Annotated in this window: 24 protein-coding genes; 17 read left to right on the top strand and 7 right to left on the bottom strand. The window is 59.6% G+C overall.

Annotated elements, in window-relative coordinates:
- The first annotated feature begins 88 nt into the window (after nt 1–88).
- Complete coding sequence (locus tag PY649_RS00595) at nt 89–1,186, top strand: calcium:cation antiporter (RefSeq protein WP_285866138.1); 1,098 nt, start codon at nt 89–91, stop codon at nt 1,184–1,186.
- A gap of 141 nt (nt 1,187–1,327) precedes the next feature.
- On the opposite strand, the gene PY649_RS00590 is transcribed toward PY649_RS00595, so the two are convergent.
- Nucleotides 1,328–2,530, bottom strand: a complete 1,203-nt coding sequence (locus tag PY649_RS00590) for a pyridoxal phosphate-dependent aminotransferase (RefSeq protein WP_285866137.1) — start codon at nt 2,528–2,530, stop codon at nt 1,328–1,330.
- A gap of 298 nt (nt 2,531–2,828) precedes the next feature.
- On the opposite strand from PY649_RS00590, the gene PY649_RS00585 reads away from it, so the two are divergent.
- The 4 genes from PY649_RS00585 (at nt 2,829) to PY649_RS00570 (ending at nt 6,250) form a co-directional block, all read left to right on the top strand.
- Nucleotides 2,829–3,977, top strand: coding sequence for a PQQ-dependent sugar dehydrogenase (locus PY649_RS00585; RefSeq protein ID WP_285866136.1), 1,149 nt, complete (start codon nt 2,829–2,831; stop codon nt 3,975–3,977).
- Between the two features lie 91 nt (nt 3,978–4,068).
- The gene (locus PY649_RS00580; RefSeq protein ID WP_285866135.1) at nt 4,069–4,959 is read left to right on the top strand and encodes a DMT family transporter; all 891 of its coding nucleotides are present in this window, start codon (nt 4,069–4,071) and stop codon (nt 4,957–4,959) included.
- Nucleotides 4,960–5,458: 499 nt separating this feature from the next.
- A complete protein-coding gene (locus PY649_RS00575) occupies nt 5,459–5,674 on the top strand; it encodes a cold-shock protein (RefSeq protein WP_004116423.1) in 216 nt (71 codons plus the stop codon).
- Between the two features lie 147 nt (nt 5,675–5,821).
- A complete protein-coding gene (locus PY649_RS00570) occupies nt 5,822–6,250 on the top strand; it encodes a BA14K family protein (RefSeq protein ID WP_285866134.1) in 429 nt (142 codons plus the stop codon).
- 63 nt (nt 6,251–6,313) lie between these two features.
- Here PY649_RS00570 and PY649_RS00565 read toward each other — a convergent pair whose 3' ends face one another.
- On the bottom strand, nt 6,314–6,958 hold the full coding sequence (locus PY649_RS00565) for an MBL fold metallo-hydrolase (RefSeq protein WP_285866133.1): 645 nt from the start codon (nt 6,956–6,958) through the stop codon (nt 6,314–6,316).
- Between the two features lie 171 nt (nt 6,959–7,129).
- Between PY649_RS00565 and PY649_RS00560 the strand changes: the two genes are divergently transcribed.
- Entirely contained in the window at nt 7,130–7,747 is a 618-nt protein-coding gene (locus PY649_RS00560) for a DUF1236 domain-containing protein (protein ID WP_285866132.1), read from the top strand.
- A gap of 245 nt (nt 7,748–7,992) precedes the next feature.
- Entirely contained in the window at nt 7,993–8,253 is a 261-nt protein-coding gene (locus PY649_RS00555; RefSeq protein ID WP_285866131.1) for a hypothetical protein, read from the top strand.
- A gap of 69 nt (nt 8,254–8,322) precedes the next feature.
- Here PY649_RS00555 and PY649_RS00550 read toward each other — a convergent pair whose 3' ends face one another.
- A complete protein-coding gene (locus tag PY649_RS00550; RefSeq protein ID WP_285866130.1) occupies nt 8,323–9,213 on the bottom strand; it encodes a branched-chain amino acid aminotransferase in 891 nt (296 codons plus the stop codon).
- Between the two features lie 257 nt (nt 9,214–9,470).
- Here PY649_RS00550 and PY649_RS00545 point away from each other — a divergent pair, with 257 nt between their 5' ends.
- The 4 genes from PY649_RS00545 (at nt 9,471) to PY649_RS00530 (ending at nt 12,738) form a co-directional block, all read left to right on the top strand.
- Nucleotides 9,471–9,947 carry a MarR family winged helix-turn-helix transcriptional regulator gene (locus tag PY649_RS00545; RefSeq protein ID WP_285866129.1) on the top strand — a complete coding sequence of 159 codons (477 nt, stop codon included), beginning with the start codon at nt 9,471–9,473 and terminating at the stop codon, nt 9,945–9,947.
- Nucleotides 9,948–10,029: 82 nt separating this feature from the next.
- A complete protein-coding gene (locus PY649_RS00540) occupies nt 10,030–10,731 on the top strand; it encodes a response regulator (protein WP_285866128.1) in 702 nt (233 codons plus the stop codon).
- 25 nt (nt 10,732–10,756) lie between these two features.
- Nucleotides 10,757–12,136 carry an ATP-binding protein gene (locus PY649_RS00535; protein ID WP_285866127.1) on the top strand — a complete coding sequence of 460 codons (1,380 nt, stop codon included), beginning with the start codon at nt 10,757–10,759 and terminating at the stop codon, nt 12,134–12,136.
- Nucleotides 12,137–12,156: 20 nt separating this feature from the next.
- Nucleotides 12,157–12,738 carry a DUF1349 domain-containing protein gene (locus tag PY649_RS00530; RefSeq protein WP_285866126.1) on the top strand — a complete coding sequence of 194 codons (582 nt, stop codon included), beginning with the start codon at nt 12,157–12,159 and terminating at the stop codon, nt 12,736–12,738.
- A 33-nt stretch (nt 12,739–12,771) separates the two neighbouring features.
- Here the strand turns inward: PY649_RS00530 and PY649_RS00525 are convergent, their stop codons facing one another.
- From PY649_RS00525 to PY649_RS00510, 4 genes are all read right to left on the bottom strand, one after another.
- Entirely contained in the window at nt 12,772–13,113 is a 342-nt protein-coding gene (locus tag PY649_RS00525; protein ID WP_285866125.1) for a tRNA-binding protein, read from the bottom strand.
- A gap of 27 nt (nt 13,114–13,140) precedes the next feature.
- Nucleotides 13,141–13,980: a pyrroline-5-carboxylate reductase gene (gene proC, locus PY649_RS00520; protein ID WP_285866124.1), complete on the bottom strand. Its 840-nt coding sequence runs from the start codon at nt 13,978–13,980 to the stop codon at nt 13,141–13,143.
- Nucleotide 13,981: 1 nt separating this feature from the next.
- Nucleotides 13,982–14,482: a type III secretion system chaperone family protein gene (locus PY649_RS00515; RefSeq protein WP_104823731.1), complete on the bottom strand. Its 501-nt coding sequence runs from the start codon at nt 14,480–14,482 to the stop codon at nt 13,982–13,984.
- A gap of 392 nt (nt 14,483–14,874) precedes the next feature.
- Nucleotides 14,875–15,135, bottom strand: a complete 261-nt coding sequence (locus PY649_RS00510) for an accessory factor UbiK family protein (protein ID WP_120704768.1) — start codon at nt 15,133–15,135, stop codon at nt 14,875–14,877.
- A 264-nt stretch (nt 15,136–15,399) separates the two neighbouring features.
- Here PY649_RS00510 and lgt point away from each other — a divergent pair, with 264 nt between their 5' ends.
- The 6 genes from lgt to PY649_RS00480 all read left to right on the top strand — a co-directional run bounded on the left by lgt (nt 15,400) and on the right by PY649_RS00480 (nt 21,489).
- Entirely contained in the window at nt 15,400–16,287 is an 888-nt protein-coding gene (gene lgt / locus PY649_RS00505; protein ID WP_285866122.1) for a prolipoprotein diacylglyceryl transferase, read from the top strand.
- Between the two features lie 78 nt (nt 16,288–16,365).
- Entirely contained in the window at nt 16,366–17,463 is a 1,098-nt protein-coding gene (locus PY649_RS00500; protein WP_285866121.1) for a class I SAM-dependent methyltransferase, read from the top strand.
- Between the two features lie 127 nt (nt 17,464–17,590).
- Nucleotides 17,591–18,373, top strand: a complete 783-nt coding sequence (gene pgeF / locus PY649_RS00495) for a peptidoglycan editing factor PgeF (protein ID WP_285866120.1) — start codon at nt 17,591–17,593, stop codon at nt 18,371–18,373.
- 1 nt (nt 18,374) lies between these two features.
- Entirely contained in the window at nt 18,375–19,526 is a 1,152-nt protein-coding gene (locus PY649_RS00490) for a M24 family metallopeptidase (protein WP_285866119.1), read from the top strand.
- Nucleotides 19,527–19,581: 55 nt separating this feature from the next.
- Nucleotides 19,582–20,451 (top strand): hypothetical protein, encoded by an 870-nt coding sequence (locus PY649_RS00485; RefSeq protein WP_285866118.1) that lies wholly within the window; start codon nt 19,582–19,584, stop codon nt 20,449–20,451.
- A gap of 105 nt (nt 20,452–20,556) precedes the next feature.
- Nucleotides 20,557–21,489, top strand: coding sequence for a ribose-phosphate pyrophosphokinase (locus tag PY649_RS00480; protein ID WP_285866117.1), 933 nt, complete (start codon nt 20,557–20,559; stop codon nt 21,487–21,489).
- Nucleotides 21,490–21,501: the final 12 nt, after the last annotated feature.

The raw sequence follows: 21,501 nt of genomic DNA, 5'->3' as shown, positions 1-21,501 counted from the left end.
CTGCAAATTTTGTCATCTACGCGCATGCTTGATGTGGGAAATCACTGATTTAGACTGAGAAAGTGAATCTGTACGAGAGGTGGGGACCTTGGCGACATCAAGCTGGCTGAAGCGGGAAACGTTCCTGATCATTGCATTTGCCGTCGGTGTAATCGCCTATTTTGGCGAACATGCGGTGCTGGATATGGGACAGGCCGCATCGCTGTTGGCGGCAACCGCACTGATTGCAACCATCATACTCGTCTCCATGCGTGTCGCCCATCACGCCGAAATTCTGGCGACGAAAGTCGGCGATCCCTATGGCACGATGATCCTGACGCTGTCGGCCGTCTCCGTTGAAGTGATCATGCTGGCGATCCTGATAAGCGGCGAAAGCTCGCCGACATTAGTGCGCGACACGATCTATTCGGCCGTCATGCTCGACATCAACGGCATCCTCGGCCTCGCCGCCCTTCTCGGCGGCCTGAAGCACGGCGAGCAGCCTTACAACGACGATTCCAGCAAGACCTATGGTGTGATGATCTTCACGGCCATGGGAATTTCGATGATCGTGCCGGAATTCATCCCAGACGCGAAATGGCATTACTACTCAGCCTTCACCATCGTCGCGATGATCGCGCTCTATGCGCTGTTTCTGCGCATGCAGGTGGGCAAGCACAGCTATTTCTTCAGCTACACCTATCCGCGCGTTGAGAAGAAACATGGCGCGGAAGAGGATCACCATGGCGAAGAGTCAACGACTGCCTCGATCGTCACGATCCTGGCCGGCGTCATATTGATCGGCGGGCTTGCTGAATTCATGTCGGCCTTCATGGATGTCGGCCTTAGGAATAGCGGAGCGCCACCGGCGATTGCCGCTATCGTCGTCGCCGCCATTTCCGCCGCCCCTGAAATCCTGACAGCCTTGCGGGCGGCGCTGCGCAACCGCATGCAGGCCACGATCAACATCGCCATGGGCGCCTCGCTCTCGACCGTCATTCTCACGGTGCCGGTCATGGAGGCGATCGCGCTCTATACCGGTCAGCCCTTCATCATGGCCATGTCGCCTGTGCAGACCGTGATGATCATGATCACCCTCATCGCCGCCGCCATCAACCTCAACGATGGCGAAACCAACGCCATCGAAGGCATGACCCACTTTATTCTCTTCGCCACCTTCATCATGCTGACCGGATTGGGGCTTTGACCTTGATTTCAAGGACTTGCGCCAACAGGCGGACTCAAAGTCTTAAGCGCTTGAATCATTTGACGAACCCGAAATCATCGGCCTGAATGCAAAAAGCCCGCCATCTCTGGCGGGCTTTTCATTTGAAGGACTAATAATCGCTTACTTGCAAGCCGCACAGAAGCGCTGGATGCGGCGGCATGCTTCCTCGAGAAGCTCTTCCGAGGTCGCGTAGGAAATGCGGAAGTTCGGGCCGAGACCGAAGGCGGAGCCGTGAACGACGGCAACACCTTCCGATTCCAGCAGTTCCGACACGAAATCTTCGTCCGTCTCGATGACCTTGCCGGTCGGCGCGGTCTTGCCGATCAGGCCAGCACAGGACGGGTAGACGTAGAAAGCGCCTTCCGGCACAGGGCAGGAAATGCCCTTCGCCTGGTTCAGCATAGACACCACGAGGTCGCGGCGGCCTTCGAAGATCTTCTTGTTGCGCGGAATGAAATCTTGCGTGCCATTCAGCGCTTCGACGGCAGCCCACTGGGCGATCGAGGTCGCACCCGAGGTCTGCTGACCCTGGATCATGTCCATCGCCTTGATGAGCTGCAGCGGGCCTGCCGCATAGCCGATACGCCAGCCAGTCATCGCATAGGCCTTGGAGACGCCGTTCATCGTCAGCGTGCGGTCATAGAGGCTTGGCTCGACTTCGACCGGGGTAGCGAACTTGAACTCGCCATAGGTCAGGTGCTCATACATGTCGTCGGTCAGGATCCAGACATGCGGATGTTTGACCAGTACGTCCGTCAGAGCCTTCAGCTCGGCATGCGAATAAGCAGCGCCCGACGGGTTCGACGGCGAGTTGAACATGAACCACTTGGTCTTCGGCGTGATCGCAGCTTCAAGATCGGCAGGCTGGAGCTTGAAGTTATTCGCCTGCGTCGTCGCGACGAAAACCGGGGTACCGCCGCAAAGCGCCACCATTTCCGGGTAGGATACCCAGTATGGCGTCGGGATGACGACTTCATCGCCGGCGTTCAGCGTCGCCATGAAGGCGTTGAACAGGATCTGCTTGCCACCGGTGCCGACGATCGTCTGCTCCCAGGTATAGTCGAGATTGTTCTCGCGCTTGAACTTCGCAGCGATTGCCTTGCGCAGTTCCGGAATGCCGGAAACCGGTGTGTACTTCGTCTCGCCGCGGTTGATCGCGTCGATGGCGGCTTTCTTGATATTATCCGGCGTATCAAAATCGGGCTCGCCGGCACCGAGGCCGATCACGTCGCGTCCTTTTGCTTTCAGATCGCGCGCTTTCTGGGAAACAGCGATAGTGGCAGAAGGCTTTACACGGGAAAGAGCGTCGGCAAGAAAGGCCATGATGATCGGTCCTATTCGGTTGAAATGGGCAGAAAGCCTGTGGACCAGATTTCTGCGCTAAGCTCTATGTCGAATGTAGGCCGCCGTTTCAAGCACAAAGGCGTCACAGTGACGTTATTTCCGGGGCTGCGGCGTTATATCATTGGTGCCGAACTGGTGGAAACCAGCGACAAGCAGGTCACGCCACGCAAACAGACGGCTTCGATGGACACAAAGCCGTTATCGCGGCCGGAGCGCCTTGACCAACAATCCGCCCACCCCACGTTGCTTACATGGCCCGCCGAAGGGAGGAGACGGATTGAAGCGCCTTCACGGAAAGGGATATTGCGTTATCGCTGCGGCTTCCGCGCTGCTGACAGTAAATGCTGCTCTCGCCGCGCCGGCCAAGACGATCGACACGCAGAAGGTCAAGGTCAAGGTCGAGACGATCGCAAGCGGGCTCAATCATCCCTGGGCAGTCGAAGTGCTGCCGGACGGCGCCTACCTCGTGACCGAGCGGCCGGGCCACATGCGCATCATCCGTGACGGCAAAGTGTCCGCTCCGATCACCGGCCTGCCGGATGTCTATGCCCACGGCCAGGGCGGCTTGCTCGACGTGGCCCTCGATCCGAAATTCGCCAGCAATCGCACAATTTATTTCACCGCCTCCATTGCCGAGAACGGAGGCAGCGGCACGGCGGTCTTCCGCGCGGTCCTGTCGCCGGACGAACGGCGGCTGACCGATGTAAAGCGCATTTTCGTGATGAATAAGATGTCGCGCGGCGACCTGCAGTATGGCTCGCGCATTGCAATCGCCAAGGACGGCAGCCTGTTCGTCAGCCTGGGTGACCGCTTCGAACAGGATCGCGCCCAGGATTTCCACGACGATGCCGGTTCGATCATCCATATCGGGCCTGACGGCAGTATTCCCGCCGACAATCCGTTCAGGGACGGCGTAAAGGCTTTGCCGGAAATTTGGTCCAAAGGACATCGCAATCCGGAAGGCATCACCTTCGATGCCGCCGATAGCAAGCTCTATACGGTTGAACACGGCCCCAAAGGCGGCGACGAGATCAACACGCCGGAAGCGGGCAAGAACTACGGCTGGCCGGTCATTTCCTATGGACGTAACTATGACGGCACCAAGGTCGGCATTGGTACGGCCAAACAGGGCATGGAGCAGCCGATCTTCTATTGGGACCCGTCTATCGCACCCGGCGCCATCGCCGTCTATCGCGGTCGGATGTTTCCGGAATGGAAAGGCGATTTCCTTGTCGCCGCGCTGAAATTCAAGTTGTTGTCACGTCTCGATCGCGACGGTAGCGGCAAGGTGACCGAACGTGAACGCATGTTCAACGGTGATTTCGGCCGGCTGCGCGATGTCCTGGTCGCGCCGGACGGCGCGCTGTTGATTACGACGGACGAAGATGACGGCGCGTTGCTGCGCGTTTCCAGAGCGGCAGAATAGCGCGCCGCCGCCGGCGTCTTTCGCCTTGCCCCGAGGAGAAGCAGCTGCTAACCGTCGGTTTCCCCCTTCCTCCCCCTTCCGTAGGATATTGATGACTCGCATACAGGCGAATTTGGTGTTGTTGTTGGCGGCCGCCATATGGGGCGGCGGTTTCGTCGCGCAGTCGACGGCGATGAAGGCCATCGGGCCGTTCTGGTTCATCGGCCTGCGCTTCGCCGTCGCCACGATCGTCGTCCTGCCCTTCGTCTGGATGGAAAACCGCAAGACAAGGAAGCCGCTGACACGGCGGAATTGGCTTTCCTTCTTTCTCATCGGCGTCGCACTCTTCGGCGGAGCGGCAACGCAGCAGATCGGACTGCTGACGACGACCGTCACCAATTCCAGCTTCATCACCGGCCTCTACGTCGTCTTCGTGCCGCTGATCGCCGTCGTCTTCCTGCGCCGACCGCCGCATTGGATCATCTGGCCGGCCGCAACAACGGCCCTCGGCGGCATCTATTTATTGTCCGGCGGCTCCTTTTCGCGGCTCACCGTCGGCGATTTCCTGACTGTGGTCTGCGCCCTTTTCTGGGCAGCGCAGATCACTCTTGCCGGCTCTTCCGTCAGTGAGACCGGTCGGCCGCTCGGAATCTCCGCCATGCAGTTTGCCGTCACCGCGGTCGCCGCTCTTGCCGTCGCCGTGGTTGCCGAGCCGATCAGCATCGCCGACATTCAAGGCGCGCTCGGCCAAATCCTCTATGTCGGCATCTTTTCCTCCGGCCTTGCATTCGTGCTGCAGGTCATCGGTCAGCGCTACACAACCGCGCCTCAGGCTGCGATCTTCCTCTCGTCAGAGGCGCTGTTCGGCGCCTCGCTGGGTAGCTTGCTGCTCGGCGAGACCATGGGACCGCTCGGCTATGCCGGCTGTGCCTTGATGTTTATCGCCATGCTTGCAGTTGAATTGGTGCCGGAACTCGTCCGACGGCGCAGTGTCGCCGCCTAAAAATTTGCCCCGAATACCCGTTATGGCTGTTTTACGCTGCCCTTAGTGAATTTTTTTCGAATGATCCGAAAGACTGATTCTGAGTATGTTGTTTGGGAAATTTTCGCCGAAATTATATCGCAAACGATACAAAAACCTTAGAAAATCGTTCTCAGCGAGGGAAAATTTCCGATTCGCGCTAACACACTTGCGTTACGGCAGTGTGCTCTCCCGGACACGTTAAAAAACTTTTGCTTGCCAATTAACGATAAACACAGCACTCTCAGTAGTGTTCGGGCATTTTTAGAGCATGGGAAGTCCTTAATAAAGTTGCGCGCCGGAAACGCTAAATATTCCGGTCAGCCCGGTTGCGAAGCGAGCAGGAGTGTCGTTTCAATACCGCGCCGAGGTATAGGGGACCTTTTCCTTCAAATTGCGAGAACTGCCTGCAAGCGCCCGCGAGGGCTATACAGCAATGCTGCCCGTGTGGATGGTGGGCAGAGAGAAAAGGACCTGAGGCATGGCCGAGACTGGCACTGTAAAGTTTTTCAATACCGATAAGGGCTTCGGTTTCATCAAACCGGACAAAGGTGGCGCGGACATCTTTGTGCACATTTCCGCAGTACAGGCTTCTGGTCTGGCAGGATTGTCGGAAAACCAGAAGGTGAGCTTCGACACGGAACCGGATCGCCGCGGCAAGGGACCGAAGGCCGTCAATCTTCAGATTGCTGGCTGAGCGCGCCCTACGGCTGTCATTCGAGTTGAAGCCCGGCAGAGATGCCGGGTTTTATCATTCAGTCTGTATTCAGCTTGCTGTGGCTAGTCTGTCCACCATGAAAGTTTGGGAATCACGGTCTTCCGGTTCCCCCCAGAGGACAGGCTCATGAACATGCTCGGCAAATCCCTCCTTATGTCCACGATGGCTGCAGCACTGGCGCTGGCATCCGTCTCCACCGCTTCGGCCGATGAGTGGCATCATCACAATGGGGAGGGTTGGGCGCTTGGCGCGGCAGGCCTCGCCACTGGCCTTATCGTCGGCTCGGCGATCGCCAGCCAGCCGCGTTATGTCGAACCCGGTCCGGTCTACGTGGACCCCGATTACGCGCCGGCACCGCCCTATTACTATCGGGCTCCGCCGCGCCGCGTCTATGTCGAGCGTGATGTCGGCTACTACGACCCGCAACCGGTCGGCTTGCGTCCCTGGTCGTCCCAGTGGATGCGCTATTGCTACGACCGTTACAGCAGCTTCGACGGCCGCAGCGGTACCTATCTCGGCTATGACGGCATGCGCCACTTCTGCACGGCGAACTAATCGCCGAATCGGTTGATGCCCGGAAACGAAGCGCCGCCATTTCGCGGCGCTTTTGTTTTGGCTTCAAAGTCCGCGCAGGAAAGGATTGGTGCGACGCTCCTCGCCGATCTGGCCTCCGGGGCCATGACCGCAGATGAAGCCCACATCATCGCCGAGCGGAAATACCTTGTCGCGAATCGACTCCAGAAGCTGCTGATGATTGCCGCCCGGCAGGTCGGTGCGGCCGATCGAACCGTGAAACAGCACGTCGCCGACATGGGCAAATTTCTGCGTTTTGTTGAAATAGATGACATGGCCCGGCGCGTGGCCGGGGCAATGGAAGACTTCAAACTCATGCTCGCCGAAAGAAACCTTGTCACCGTCTTTCAGGAAGCGGTCAGGCACCACGTTGCGTACGCCGTCGATGTTGAACATCTTGCTCTTTGCCTCGATATCCTGCAGCAACGATCGGTCGTCTTCATGCGGACCGATGACCTCGATGCCCAAAGTTTCCCGCAGCTCATCGGCGCCGCCAGCATGGTCGATATGGCCATGCGTCAGCCAGATTGCCTTCAATGTGATGCCATTTTCGCGCACCGTCTGCAGGATGACGTCGACATCGCCGCCGGGATCGACCACGACGCCCTCTTTCGTGTCCGGATCGAACAGGATGGTGCAATTCTGTTCGAAGGGTGTCACCGGAATGATGCCGGCCTGGAGCATGCCCATGGGAAACGCCTCGTCTGTTGAATGCATATCCAGCCGGTATAGTCCCAAACACCGGGTAAAACAGCCCCTTCCTCCTGGAAAACGCCCAGGCTCCGGGTACGGCATGGCGGAACCCTCCGCCCTTACGGGCGTTTGCAAAGGGTAGACTCCGCAGATCAAAGGAGAAAGCCAATGCCCTCGAAAAGAAACCTGCTGCTGACGGGCCTCCTGCTCCTGGGCAGTGCCGGCCTTGCGCAAGCCCAGATGACAGCGACAACAGTGACCGATCTTGACGTCCGCACCGGTCCGGGTCCGCAATATCCGACTGTCGGAATGGCAACCCGCGGCTCGGAGGCAAGCCTTGACGGCTGCATCCAGGGCAGCAACTGGTGCCGCATCGATGTCAACGGCATGCGCGGCTGGGTGGATGCCCAGACATTAAGCGTCGAGCAGAACGGAAATCCTGTAGTCGTCGAGGAGCACTACTCGGAGCTCGGCGTACCGACGGTCACCTATACTCAAACCGATCCCACGACGACGGGCAGCGTCTCCCCCTCACCGGACGATGAACTGATCGGTCCGATCGGACAGGTCGAGATCGTCACTCCGCCGGATGAAGTCCATACCTACATCACGCAAAACCCGGTCAAGACCGTGCGGCTGCGCGGCGACGTCGCGGTCGGCGCCACCCTGCCCGAAAGCGTGGTCGTCCATCGTATCCCGGATTATCAATACAGCTACGTAGAGGTGAACCGCCAGCCGGTACTGGTCGATCCGGATACCCGCCGCATCGTCTATGTCTACCGCTGATTCGCCAACACCAGCAGCTATTCGTCAAAATCATAGGCGGCCAAAGGGCCGCCGCTCTTTCTGCGCCGGTTTTCCCCTGGATTATCGCAGAATTCTCCCGTTTGAGTTGCCGTTCTATTCCCACCGGCCGATGCATGATGTAATTCTAATATCGATGAGGATTACCGCCGCTCCCGAGGCTCGGTCCGGGATGCGGCGTCGGGGCTTCCGGAAATGGCTTCCGGAACAATGGGAGAAGGGTAATCATGGAAAGTTTGGGGCCAATCATCACACAACTGATCGCTGGTGCAATCGGCGGTAACGCGGCCAGCGCCGCCCTCAAGCAGGAGGGGATCAATCTCGTCGCGAGAACGATTGCCGGCGCCGTCGGCGGCCTTGGCGGCGGCCTAATCCTCAACATGATCGGTAGCGAAGCGCTGACCGGCCTTATCGCGCAGGGTATTTCCTCGCTGATCGCCGGTGGCGTGCTCTCGGCGATCGTCGGCGCAGTTCTCGGTCGCAAATAAGCCGAGGTATCGGACAACAAAAGCCGGACGACCAACTGGCCCCCGGCTCTCGTTGAACATTCCAAAGCCTTATTCGGCAGCCGCGGCAGTCGGATAGACTTCCTTCATATAGTCGTTCATCAGCGCTTCGCTGATCGATGCCGGCGTGAACCGGTAAGGACCGATTTCCGACACCGGGGTTACTTCCGCAGCCGAGCCGGTGAGGAAGCATTCGCTGAAATCGGGCAGTTCTTCCGGCATGATCGCGCGTTCGACCACCTGCAACCCGCGGCGTTTGGCCAGTTCGATCACGGTCTGCCGTGTGATGCCGTTCAGGAAGCAGTCCGGCGTTGGCGTATGGACGACACCGTCCTTGACGAAGAAGATGTTGGCGCCCGTCGCCTCCGCCACCTGGCCTCGGTAGTCGAGCATCATCGCGTCCGCATAACCCTTGGCTTCGGCGGCATGTTTGGAAATGGTGCAGATCATGTAAAGGCCGGCCGCCTTCGAGGCGCAAGGTGCCGTCTTCGGATCGGGGCGGCGATATTCGGCGATATCGAGACGAATGCCCTTCAGCTTTTCGGCCGGATTGAAGTAGCTGCCCCATTGCCAGATCGCGATCGCCACGTTGATGCGGTTATTCTGGGCGGACACGCCCATGCTTTCGCTGCCGCGCCAGGCGATCGGCCGCACATAGGCTTCGGAAAAGCCCTGGCGCTTCAGGAGCTCGATCGTCGCCGCATCCAGTTCGGCAACGCTATAGGGAATTTTGAAGCCGAGAATGTCGGCGGACTTGTGAAGACGCTGATTGTGCTCCGTCAGCTTGAAGACCCGGCCGCCATAGGCGCGCTCGCCCTCGAAGACTGCGCTCGCATAATGCAGACCATGGGTCAGTACATGAATCTTAGCGTCCTTCCAGGGCACGAATGCACCATTGAACCAGATCTCCCCATCCAGTTGATCAAAAGGAACCGTTGCCATCTTAATTCTCCTCCGGCGCCCGGACGCCATGATAGTTGATTGTTGTCCCCATTACGCATTATCCACGATGCAGATGGGGAAAATATGAGACGGGTTGGAATTTTTGCGAAGCCGGGCTTAGTTTCCAAATATGGCCATATCCGTCCGGGCGGCGCAAGATCGGCGGAAACTAGCAGCGGCGTAAAAATACGTCAATAATGCTGACATATTTTTGCGTAAGTTTCCCGATTGCCCCAAAATAGGAAAGGAAATGCCAGGTGCCACGACAGACGAGCCAAAAGGCGGCGAAACCGGAGCTGCTGGCGACGCCGATGGAGAATGCGGGGATCATCGATTTCGAGATCATCGAGCTGCTTTTCTTTGCCTATCGTGATTTCGTGTCCGATCCGGATCAGATCCTGGTCAAGAGCGGATTTGGGCGCGCGCATCATCGGGTTGTTCATTTCGTTAACCGCGAACCCGGCATGACGGTTGCGGACCTGTTGGAAACGTTGAAGATCACCAAACAGAGTTTGGCGCGGGTTCTCAAACAATTGATCGATTCAGGCTATATTCGCCAGGTGGCTGGGCCTGAGGATCGCCGGCAGCGTAAACTCTACCCGACGCAGGCCGGCCGCGATCTGGCATTGGCGCTGGCCGAGCCGCAATCGCGCCGTATTGAGCGGGCATTCGGAGGGGCATCCGATGCGACACGCGAAAGCGTCAAACGGTTCCTGAGGGGAATGCAGGACTGAGATATGATCTCGAGCCGCGGAACGCGGTCTTGTGTAAGATCATCTCAATCAAATAGAGAAAACAAAGATCGAGACGGATTGAATGACGACAAAGACAGCAATTTCGGACGATGCAGCGCACCTCCTGGTCGTCGATGACGACACGCGTATCCGCGCTCTGCTCAACCGTTATCTCATGGAAAAGGGATACCGGGTAACGGCCGCCGCCGATGGTGCCGAGGCGCGCCGCAAGCTCGAAGGGCTCGATTTCGACCTGATCATCATGGACGTGATGATGCCCGGCGAATCGGGAATTTCGCTCACGGCGAGCCTGCGAGCCATCAAAAATATTCCGATCATCATGCTGACCGCCCTTGCCGAATCGGAAGCCCGTATCGCCGGGCTGGAAGCCGGTGCCGACGATTATCTGCCGAAACCTTTCGACCCGCGCGAACTCGTGCTGCGCATCAACAATATCCTCCGGCGCAATGCACCGGCCGATGCGCCGAAGATCGAACAAGTGATGTTCGGACCCTACACTTTTTCGCTGACCCGCAAGGAGCTGAAGAAGGCCTCGGAGCTCATCCGCCTGACGGATCGGGAGCAGGAAATCATGCTGCTCTTTGCCAAGCGCGCCGGCGACACCATTCCTCGCCACGAGCTGATCGGCAACGATGCCGAAGTCGGCGAGCGCACCATCGACGTGCAGATCAACCGCTTGCGCCGCAAGATCGAGGACGATCCGGCCAACCCCGTTTGGCTGCAGACGGTGCGCGGCATCGGCTATCGTCTGAGCATAGATTGATAACAACTCCCTGGGATCAGCGGCGATGGTGACATTCGACTCGATCAGGCGCGATCAGGAGCACACGCCCTCCAACGGCCTGCGTTGGCTTTCGCGCTGGTTGCGCCGGCGGCTGCCGACCGGCCTCTATGCGCGCACGCTGCTGATTTTCATCCTACCGATGATCATCCTCCAGGCAGTCGTGACCATCGTCTTCATGGAGCGCCACTGGCAGATGGTGACGCAACGGCTGTCGATGGCCACCACCCGCGACATTGCCGCCATCATCGACATCATCCAAACCTATCCGCAGGACGCCGACTTTTCCGATGTCACGCAGATGGCCCGGCAAAAGCTCGATCTCAGCATCTCGATCGAGCCCGGTGGCGAATTGCCGCCGCCGCGCGAAAAACCGTTCTTCTCGATTCTCGACGGCATCCTGAGCGACGAGATCCGGGACCAGATCAACCTCCCCTTCTGGATCGACACAGTCGGCAATTCCAGCCTTGTCGAAATTCGTATCAAGTTGCCGGACAAGGTGCTGCGCGTCTTTGCCAAGCGCAGCCAGACCTACGCCTCGAATACGCATATCTTCATTCTCTGGATGGTCGGTACATCGCTGGCGCTGATTGGCATCGCCGTGCTGTTCCTGCGCGGCCAGATCCGGCCGATTCTCGCGCTGGCACAGGCAGCGGAAAGTTTCGGCAAGGGCCAGCGGCGAGACGACTATTCGCCACGCGGCGCCGACGAGGTCCGCCGCGCCGGCCTCGCCTTCATCCTGATGCGAGAGCGCATCGAGCGGCAGATCGAGCAGCGCACGGCTATGCTCTCGGGCGTCAGCCACGACCTGCGTACCGTGCTCACGCGCTTCAAGCTGCAGCTCGCTCTCATCGGCGACAACCCCGATCTTGTCGGCCTCAACGAGGATGTCGAGGACATGCAGAGCATGTTGGAAGGCTATATGGCCTTCGCCCGCGGCGAGGCGGAAGAAGATGTCGGCACGCTCCGCCTCAGCGATATCCTCGACAAGGTCGAACAGGATTTCTCGCTACACGGCAAGTCCATGACCTTCTCCATCGAGGGCGACAACGATATCTCCGTGCGCCCGAATGCCTTTACGCGGCTGGTGACGAACCTTGCTTCCAACGCCCGCCGTTACGCACACACCCTGCGCATCGAGGCCAAGCACAGCACCAAATGGCTGACGATCATTTTCGATGATGACGGTCCCGGCATTCCCGTCAACGCGCGCGAGGATGTGTTCAAGCCGTTCTTCCGGCTGGACGAGGCGCGCAATCTCGATAATTCCGGCACCGGCCTCGGCCTTGCCATTGCCCGCGACATCGCACGCAGCCATGGCGGCAACGTCACGCTCGGTGACAGCCCGCTGGGCGGCCTGCGCGCCACCATCCGCATTCCCGCTTAAGACTTAACAGAGGACATTGTATGCCGATCGACATCAACGACATGCATTGGCTGAATTTGCCGCCGGCTTGGGAAATGAACAACGGCCGGCTCATCGTCCGCTCCGGCAACAAGACCGACTTCTGGCAGGGAACCTACTACAACTTCCACCGCGACGGCGGCCATTTCCTCGGCCGGCAGTGGCGCGGCGACTTCACCGCCGAGATCACGTTCATCGGGCACTATCGCGAACTCTACGACCAGGCCGGCCTGATGGTGCGCCACGACGCCACGCACTGGATGAAATGCGGGATCGAATTTACCGACGGCGCCAAACATTTCAGCGTCGTGGTCACCAACGGCAATTCCGATTGGTCCGCCTTCCGGCTCGATCATGAGTTCGGTGCCCTGTCGGCACGGGTGACCCGCAACGGCGACGCGCTTTTCATCCAATATCGCACCGACAAGATGACCGAGTGGCGCATGGCCCGGCTCGCCTGGTTCGATCCGGCTCTCGACGAGGTTTCCGTCGGTCCCGCCTTCTGCTCACCCCAGCGCGACGGTTTCGAGGCGGAATTTCTGGATTTCAGTATATCGGAGCCGCTTTCGCGGGATATTCATTGAAAGCCCTTCGCCCCAACGGGGAGAAGGTAAGTATCACATCATCTTCTTACCGTTCGGCACCGGCTGCGTCACGGCCGCAAGCACGATCGCGCCGGCTTCATCCTCGAAACCGAGGGTCAGCACTTCGGAACGGACGGGGCCGATCTGGCGCGGCGGGAAATTGACGACGCCGAGAACCTGACAGCCGATGAGCGACTCCGGCGTGTAATGCACGGTGATCTGCGCAGAAGAACGCTTGATGCCGATCTCCGGTCCGAAATCGATCTTCAACTTGAAGGCCGGCTTGCGTGCTTCCGGAAAAGGCTCCGCCTCGATGATCGTTCCGACACGGATATCCACCCGCTCGAAATCGCCATAGGTGATCTCATCCGCCATATGCACACCCTTTTGATGCTCGGATATTTAACCGGCCAGTTCCTGCGCACGCTTGCGCGCCGCCTCCAGCGCCTCGTCGAACAGAGGCTGCATGCCGTCTTCCGCCATCAGAACGGCAAGAGCGGCGGCGGTGGTACCGCCGGGAGACGTTACGTTCTGGCGAAGGCGCGATGCGTCATCGGGGGACTGATGCAACAACTCACCAGCCCCCGCGACAGTTTCCCGTGCGAGTCGCATGGCGAGGTCCGCCTGCAGGCCAAGCTTCCGGCCCGCCTCCGCCATGCACTCGACGAGATAAAAAACATAGGCCGGTCCGCTGCCGGAAACGGCCGTCACGGAATCGATGTCGGCTTCGGCCGGCACCCACTCGACCGGACCGGACACCTTCAGAAGATTTTGCACCAACTGCCGCTGGCGCTCGCCGACTTGGGCATTGGCAAACGCACCGGTGACGCCCCGGCCAACCATGGCCGGGGTGTTCGGCATGGCGCGCACCATCGCCATTTCACCCAGATGTTTTTCAAGGAAGGCCAGCGTCTTGCCGGCGGCAATCGATACCACCACCGTATTCGGCCCTACAGTCGCCTTGAATGGCGGCAGTACCGCCTCCATGACTTGCGGCTTGACGGCAATGAAGAGAACGCCTGGGGTAACACCAGCCGGAACGCCGACGACATGGCTCGCGCCGGCGTCAGCGATCAATTTCAGCATCGCCTCGGACGGCTTGGGATCGACGACGATCACCGAAGAACCCGGCACACCGCTTTTCAGCCAACCCGTCAGCAGCGCGCCGCCCATATTGCCGGCCCCGATCAGGATGATGGGGCCAGAGGATGCGAAAGCGCTCGAGGATGCTTCTGTCGCCATATCAGGCTTCGCCTACGGTTTCGAAAAGCACGGCTTCCATGGCGCGGTTAGCGTCAAGGCCGGACCATACTACAAATTGGAAAGCCTGATAGTAAGCCTCGCAGGTGTCAAGAGCGTTGGATAACAGCACTTCCACCTGCCGGTTCGTCGGCTCCGCGCCGCCGGAGAGCAGCAGCGACTGCCGGAAGATCACGATATCCTCCTGCCGCCACAGATCGAAGTGTCCCATCAGCACCTGCCCATTGATGCAGGACAAGAGCTTGATCACTTCGTTGACACGCGGATCGGGAACTTTGATGTCGAATGCGCAGGCTATATGCAGCGCCTCGAACTCCTCCATCCAGGAGAATGAGACGTGATAATCGGTCCATCGCCCCTCGACAGTCATGGCGATTTCATCCTCGCCCGACCGCTCGAACGACCAGTCATTGTTGGCAGCCACGAACTCGATCATGTCGACCGGGTTCGATTGTCGTTCGACTTCCATTTCCATAAGGCTCATGCAGCACCTTCTTGACCGGAACGAATGCAGCTTCCCCGTGTTCAAACACCTGAAAGAACGCAAACAGTTTTACTCCGGAAACATCCTCGGGATGATGTTGAACGGCTGCCAGACTAACGCATCCACCCTGCCCGGAGCTTACCAAGTCCGTTTCGAATCATCATTTAAAATCAGTGTATAACGGCATGCCCGGCATGCCAGCCCCTCATCAGTGATTTTGGCGAAGGGCGCTGTGGAAAGCTCTTCCGATGTCTATTCAGAAGGGAGTCATAACTGACTCTGGCGATTGGCTTTTTTGCCTATGTCCACAGGTGGAAAAACTACCGAAAATTTTAAAGGAAAAATGCGCGGCAGACATGCGCCGCGCCGATTTCTCGCAAAATGAATCGCGACTATTTGCCTTCGGAGGAAAGACGGGCTTCCAACGCTTCGATTCTGGCGCGCAACGCGTCGTTTTCATCCCGCGCCTTGATCGCCATTTCGCGAACGGCTTCGAACTCCTCGCGCTTGACGATATCGAGGTTGTTCAGCCAACGCTCGGCCTGGGCATTGAAGGCCGTTTCGATCTCCCGGCGCACGCCCTGGGCAGCACCGGCGGCATCGGTCATCAACTTGGCGAATTCGTCCAAGATACGGTTCGGTCCAGTGCTCATAGTGGTCTCCTTGCGGCCGTCGGCCCCGAAAATGGACGGCATCATCATATAGGGCCAGATAGATCTGAGGTAAGATTTCCCAGGGTCCGATGCAAGCAAATTGAGATAGAGCGGGACAACCCGGCCCGAGACAAGAGACACACGAATAATCGACTTGACCGTTTCAACAGCGAACGCCATGTTCCGCCGACACTGGATTTAGCATGCGCTTATCCAAAAACTGCCGATAGTTTTGGGAATCATGCTCTAACGGACCCGACAATCTTGCTGACATCCGCCAATCTCGCCGCCATTCTGCCGTTTCCCGATATCGATCCGATCGCCTTTTCGCTCGGTCCGCTGTCGATCCATTGGTACGGCCTTGCCTATGTCGCGGGCATCCTGCTCGGCTGGTTCTATGCAAGACGGCTGGTCGACAATGGCAAGCTCTGGCTGAACGACGCCGCGCCGATGACGCGCGCGCATCTGGACGACTTCATTCTCTGGGTCGCCTTCGGCATCGTGCTCGGCGGACGCATCGGCTATATCCTATTTTACGATCTCGATCCGGTGCTCGCCAATCCGATCCGTGCCATTCAGGTCTGGAATGGCGGCATGTCCTTCCACGGTGGATTAATCGGCACGACCATCGCCATGATTCTGTTCGCCAATCGCAACAAGATCCCTATGTGGAGTCTGTTCGACATCGTTGCCGCCGTCGCCCCCATCGGCCTTTTCTTCGGCCGCATCGCCAATTTCATCAACGGCGAACTTTGGGGCCGGACCGCCGACGTGCCTTGGGCGATGGTTTTCTGCAGCCCGCATGTCATCGCCGCTCACGAGGGTGTCTGCCCTGCCGGCCTTGATCCGCGCCATCCAAGCCAGCTCTACGAAGCCGGTATCGAGGGCATTGTGCTCTTTTCCGTCCTCTTCATCCTCACCCGGTGGGCTCTGGCGCTGAAGAAGCCCGGCACCGTCAGCGGCGTCTTCGTCATCGGTTATGCCTTCTCGCGCATTTTCGTCGAATTCTTCCGCCAGCCTGATGAGCAACTGGGCTATCTCCTCGGCACGAACTGGCTGACCATGGGCATGGTGCTCTCGCTGCCGATGGTCGCGGTCGGCCTGTGGGCCATCATCCGCGCCCGCCACGTTGCAGCCAGGCAGGCGGCTTGAACTCTGGGTTTAATGTCGCATGACCTTTCCGAAAGCCGCCTCACATTTCTCGGGACCATGCTTTAGCGAGACCAAACGATGACGACCGCGCTCGGGGAAAAAATCAAGGCCATCATCCGCGCCAACGGGCCGATCAGCATCACCGATTATTTCTCCCTCTGCCTCGCAGACCCGCAGCATGGCTATTACAAGACGCGGGAGCCCTTCGGCCGCGCCGGTGATTTCGTCACGGCACCCGAGGTCAGCCAACTCTTCGGCGAGATGATCGGCGTCTTCATGGTGCATGCCTGGCAGCGCCACGGCACGCCGGCCGACATCCGCCTCGTCGAAATCGGCCCCGGCCGCGGTACGATGATGGCAGACATGCTGCGCGTCATCGCCAAGCTCGCGCTGCCGCTCTATGACACGATGAGCGTGCATCTGGTCGAAACCAGCGAGCGGCTGCAGGGCTTCCAGCGCCAGACGCTCGAGGCCCATGGCGACAAGATTGCCTGGCATTCGGACTTCGATGACGTGCCGGCGGGTTTCACCTTGCTTGCCGCCAACGAGCTGTTCGACGCTATTCCCATCCGTCAGTTCGTCCGCACCGCCAACGGCTTTCGTGAGCGCACGGTCGGGCTCGACGCCAGTGACGAATTGGCCTTCACGGCCGGTGTTGCGAGCCTCGACCCCGCTCTTCTTCCGGACGGGCCGTTTCCGCCGATCGGCACGATCTTCGAGATCGCCCCTGCCCGTCAGGCGGTGATGACGACGATCGGCGACCGGCTCGCCGCCCATGGCGGCACGGCGCTCGTCATCGATTACGGCCATATGGCGACGGGTTTCGGCGATACGCTGCAGGCCGTACGCATGCATGAATACGACCCGCCGCTGGATCATCCCGGCGAGGCGGATCTCACCAGCCACGTCGATTTCCAACATCTGGCCGAAACCGCTCTCGCTTCCGGCCTGCATATCAACGGATGCTGCCATCAGGGCGATTTCCTCATCGGGCTCGGGCTGCTGGAGCGGGCTGCGGCGCTTGGCCGCGACCAGGACGCCGCCACGCAAGACGGCATCCGCGCCGCCGCTGAACGGCTGGCCGGCGCCGGCGAAGGCAAAATGGGAGAGTTGTTCAAGGTGCTGGCGGTCTCCAGCCCGGCGATCGATCTGATGCCCTTTCGGCAGGTGCGCTGAACAACTGTGTTGATCTCCGCGGATTGACAGAGCGCGCATGGCTGGGCCAACATCGCACTCAAAATCGAACCGCTTCGCCACAGAAGCGTTTATTTCCATCACGAAAGAACACTCAAGGGACGCAGCATTGCCGACTCCGATCGAAAGCACGCTGCTGAGCGCCGCCAAGAGCGCCGGCATCCGCCACGGCTATTTCAGCCGTGACGGTGGCGTTTCAGAAGGTCTCTATCGCGGATTGAACGTGGGCCTCGGCTCCAACGACAATCGGGAACACGTGCAGGAAAACCGCCGCCGTGTCGCCGCCTGGTTCGGCCTGCCGCCGGAACGGCTCGCAACAGTGCATCAGGTCCATTCGCCCGACGTGATAGCGGTCGACGCAGGCTATGACGGCACTCGCCCGCAAGCCGACGCGATGGTGACGGCGACGCCGGGGATAGCGCTTGGCGTGCTTGCCGCCGATTGCGGGCCGATCCTTTTCGCAGATCCCGAAAATCGGGTCATAGGTGCCGCCCATGCCGGCTGGAAGGGCGCGCTGACCGGCGTCCTGGAAAACACCATCGAAGCCATGATCGCGCTCGGCGCCGAGCGGGCGAAGATCATTGCCTGCCTCGGCCCCTCGATCAGTCAGGCAAGCTATGAGGTCGGTCCGGAATTCGTCGACAGATTCGTCACTTACGACCCGGACTACGCCAAGTACTTCATCCCGTCCGAGCGGGTCGGCCACGCGATGTTCGATCTGCCTGGCCTGACGATCGAACGTTTGCGCAAGGCCGGCGCAACCGCCGAAAACCTTGATCTCTGCACCTATCCCCATCCCGATCGTTTCTTCTCCTATCGCCGCGCCACGCATGCGAAGGAGCCGGATTACGGCCGGCAGATTTCCGCTATTGCCATCGAGGAGACATTCTAAAATGGCTCTGCATTTCGAACGCAGCGAATTCGACAACCGCCTGGCCCGTCTTCTCGCGAAAATGCAGGAGGAGAAGCTCGACGCCATGCTGCTCTTCGCGCAGGAGAGCATGTTCTGGCTGACCGGCTACGATACGTTCGGCTACTGCTTCTTCCAGACCATGGTGGTCAAGTCTGACGGTACGATAGTCCTGCTCACCCGCTCGGCCGACCTTCGCCAGGCGCAGCTCACATCGGTTATCTCGGACATTCGCGTCTGGGTCGACCGCGTCAACGCTGATCCGACGCTCGATCTCAAGGAATTGCTGGTGGAGCTCGATCTCCTCGGGGCCCGTATCGGCGTCGAATACGATACCCATGGCATGACCGGACGTGTCGCCCGCTTGCTCGACAACCAGCTCGCCACCTTCGGCCAGATCGTCGACGCGTCCTACCTGGTCAGCCGTCTGCGTCTCATCAAAAGCCCCGCCGAAATCGCCTATGTGGAGCGCGCCGCCGTTCTCGCCGACGATGCATTGGACGCAGCGCTCGCTTTGATCAAGCCTGGCGCCGACGAAGCCGATATTCTTGCCGCCATGCAGGGCGCGATCTTTTCCGGCGGCGGCGATTACCCCGCCAATGAATTCATCATCGGCTCCGGCGCCGAAGCGCTCCTCTGCCGCTACAAGGCCGGCCGCCGCAAGCTGGATGCCAACGATCAGCTCACCCTCGAATGGGCTGGCGCCTATGTCCATTACCACGCCGCCATGATGCGCACGGTCGTCGTCGGCGACCCCACGCACCGCCACCGCGAACTCTACAACGCTTGCCTCGAAACGATCCAGGCGATCGAAACTGTGCTGAAACCCGGCCATACATTTGGCGACGTCTTCGATATGCACGCCAAGATCATGGATGAGCGCGGCCTTGCCCGCCACCGGCTGAACGCCTGCGGCTATTCGCTCGGTGCCCGCTTCTCTCCCTCCTGGATGGAGCATCAGATGTTCCATGCGGGCAACCCGCAGGACATCGAAGAAAACATGTCGCTCTTCGTGCACATGATCATCATGGACTCCGACACCGGCACCGCGATGACGCTCGGCCAGACCTATCTGACGACGTCCCAGGCGCCGAAAGCTTTGTCGCGCCATCGGCTCGAATTTCTTAACCGTTAGCAGCGTAAAATAGCGATCCTGAACGGGGAGACCGTCGAAGGAAAGGATCGCGCAAATGGGACTGGTCAGGACAACGTTGATTTCCGTTGGCTGCTGCTTTGCGCTCGCCGCCTGCAACACGACGGACGCCCTGACACCACCCGAAAGCATCGGCGATGCCGGCTCCAGTCCCGTCACTCAACGTGATGTGGAGCGCATGGCCGCCACGCCGCAGCGCCAGCAGAACTATGAAACCGCGCAGGACAGCTACGGCTACCAGCGGCAAGGCTATCAGCAGCAGGGTTACCAGCCCCAGAGCTATGGCGGTGGTGGCTCGCTCGACGATCAGGCGGCTGCTCTCAAAAGCAGCGGCCGCAACCCCTACGCCTCCCGCCCGCTCGACGATTCCAGGACTGCCTCCATTCGATCGCAGGATGCGCAAACCTCGGACTCCGACGAACAGCGCGAGGCAGACCGCCGCCTCGCCGACGATCCGCCGCGGCAACAGCAACAAGCGACAGAGGATCAGCAGCAGCCGGTACAACAGCAAGCTTCCCTTCCCCCAGCGGCGGCCGCGGAGAAAAACAGCGTCCGTTTCCTGCCGATCATCGGCGCACCGGTTCAGGCCGTTACACCGCTGTCGCGTCAGCTCGGCGCCGAAGCCCGCGCGCTCGGCCTGACGATCAAGAGTTCCGGCGATTCCAGCGCCGGCTATATCCTGAAGGGTTATCTCTCCGCCTTCGAGGACGGACCTCAGGTTTCCGTCACCTATGTCTGGGACGTCCTCGACAACAGCGGTGCCCGCTTGCACCGAATCCAAGGATCGGAAAGCGCGCCGCTGAAGCGCGGTGATCCCTGGGCCGCCGTCCCGCCGTCCGTCATGCAGAAAATCGCCACCGAAACCATGTCGGAATTCAACGCCTGGCGCGACTCTCGCCGTGGATAGCCACAAGCTTTGCAGAAATATGAAAGCTATCGCACTCTAGCCCCTTGCATTCGAGAGCGAGGCGGTTAAAAGCGCGGCTATCAGGTTGGTAACAGGCGGGCCACAATGAAGGTTTTCGCAGGCAATTCGAACCGGCATCTTGCCGAAGCGATCTGCAATTATCTCAACGTTCCCTTGGGCAAGGCCAGTGTCAGGCGTTTCGCGGACCAGGAAATCTTCGTTGAAATCCAGGAAAACGTGCGTGGCGAGGACGTATTCGTCGTCCAGCCGACCTCGTTCCCGACCAACGACCATCTCATGGAACTGTTGATCATGATCGACGCGATGCGCCGCTCCTCGGCGCGGCGTATCACGGCCGTTCTTCCCTATTTCGGCTATGCCCGTCAGGATCGCCGCGCCTCCGGGCGCACGCCGATCTCGGCCAAGCTGGTGGCCAATCTGATCACCGAGGCCGGTGCCGACCGCGTTCTTACGCTCGACCTGCATGCCGGCCAGATCCAAGGCTTCTTTGATATCCCCACCGACAATCTCTACGCGCTGCCGATCCTGACCCGCGATATCAAGGCGAATTACGATATCGGCAACGTCATGGTCGTCTCCCCTGATGTCGGTGGTGTCGTGCGCGCCCGAGCGCTGGCCAAACGCCTCGACTGTCTGTTGGCGATCGTGGATAAGCGCCGTGAGCGCCCCGGTGAGTCCGAAGTGATGAACATCATCGGCGAAGTGACCGGCAAGGATTGCATCTTGATCGACGATATCGTTGATTCCGGCGGCACGCTCTGCAACGCCGCCGATGCCCTACTTGCACGAGGCGCGGCAAGCGTCACCGCCTATATCACCCACGGCGTTCTCTCCGGCGGCGCCGTGACTCGCGTGGCAAACTCGCAGCTGAAGGAACTGGTGATCACCGATTCCATTCAACCGACCACGGCCGTGCAATCGGCGCCCAACATCCGTGTCATCAGCACCGCCAGCCTGATCGGCGAAGCCATCAACCGTACCAGCCAGGAAGAATCGGTTTCGAGCCTGTTCGACTGAACACCAGCCGGC

This window comes from Rhizobium mayense, from assembly GCF_030272705.1.
Taxonomy (GTDB): domain Bacteria; phylum Pseudomonadota; class Alphaproteobacteria; order Rhizobiales; family Rhizobiaceae; genus Rhizobium; species Rhizobium mayense.
This window is presented reverse-complemented; position numbering and strand designations above follow the sequence as displayed.

Excerpts from the sequence above, each read along its gene's own strand:
- PY649_RS00510 (WP_120704768.1), bottom strand. The coding sequence starts at position 15,135 with ATGAGCACTGGACCGAACCGTATCTTGGACGAATTCGCCAAGTTGATG.
- PY649_RS00530 (WP_285866126.1), top strand. The coding sequence starts at position 12,157 with ATGCCGATCGACATCAACGACATGCATTGGCTGAATTTGCCGCCGGCT.
- PY649_RS00555 (WP_285866131.1), top strand. The coding sequence starts at position 7,993 with ATGGAAAGTTTGGGGCCAATCATCACACAACTGATCGCTGGTGCAATC.
- proC (WP_285866124.1), bottom strand. The coding sequence starts at position 13,980 with ATGGCGACAGAAGCATCCTCGAGCGCTTTCGCATCCTCTGGCCCCATC.
- PY649_RS00515 (WP_104823731.1), bottom strand. The coding sequence starts at position 14,482 with ATGAGCCTTATGGAAATGGAAGTCGAACGACAATCGAACCCGGTCGAC.
- PY649_RS00550 (WP_285866130.1), bottom strand. The coding sequence starts at position 9,213 with ATGGCAACGGTTCCTTTTGATCAACTGGATGGGGAGATCTGGTTCAAT.
- PY649_RS00490 (WP_285866119.1), top strand. The coding sequence starts at position 18,375 with ATGGCTCTGCATTTCGAACGCAGCGAATTCGACAACCGCCTGGCCCGT.
- PY649_RS00485 (WP_285866118.1), top strand. The coding sequence starts at position 19,582 with ATGGGACTGGTCAGGACAACGTTGATTTCCGTTGGCTGCTGCTTTGCG.
- PY649_RS00540 (WP_285866128.1), top strand. The coding sequence starts at position 10,030 with ATGACGACAAAGACAGCAATTTCGGACGATGCAGCGCACCTCCTGGTC.
- PY649_RS00580 (WP_285866135.1), top strand. The coding sequence starts at position 4,069 with ATGACTCGCATACAGGCGAATTTGGTGTTGTTGTTGGCGGCCGCCATA.
- PY649_RS00575 (WP_004116423.1), top strand. The coding sequence starts at position 5,459 with ATGGCCGAGACTGGCACTGTAAAGTTTTTCAATACCGATAAGGGCTTC.
- PY649_RS00500 (WP_285866121.1), top strand. The coding sequence starts at position 16,366 with ATGACGACCGCGCTCGGGGAAAAAATCAAGGCCATCATCCGCGCCAAC.
- PY649_RS00565 (WP_285866133.1), bottom strand. The coding sequence starts at position 6,958 with ATGGGCATGCTCCAGGCCGGCATCATTCCGGTGACACCCTTCGAACAG.
- PY649_RS00570 (WP_285866134.1), top strand. The coding sequence starts at position 5,822 with ATGAACATGCTCGGCAAATCCCTCCTTATGTCCACGATGGCTGCAGCA.
- PY649_RS00590 (WP_285866137.1), bottom strand. The coding sequence starts at position 2,530 with ATGGCCTTTCTTGCCGACGCTCTTTCCCGTGTAAAGCCTTCTGCCACT.
- PY649_RS00525 (WP_285866125.1), bottom strand. The coding sequence starts at position 13,113 with ATGGCGGATGAGATCACCTATGGCGATTTCGAGCGGGTGGATATCCGT.
- PY649_RS00480 (WP_285866117.1), top strand. The coding sequence starts at position 20,557 with ATGAAGGTTTTCGCAGGCAATTCGAACCGGCATCTTGCCGAAGCGATC.
- PY649_RS00560 (WP_285866132.1), top strand. The coding sequence starts at position 7,130 with ATGCCCTCGAAAAGAAACCTGCTGCTGACGGGCCTCCTGCTCCTGGGC.
- PY649_RS00535 (WP_285866127.1), top strand. The coding sequence starts at position 10,757 with ATGGTGACATTCGACTCGATCAGGCGCGATCAGGAGCACACGCCCTCC.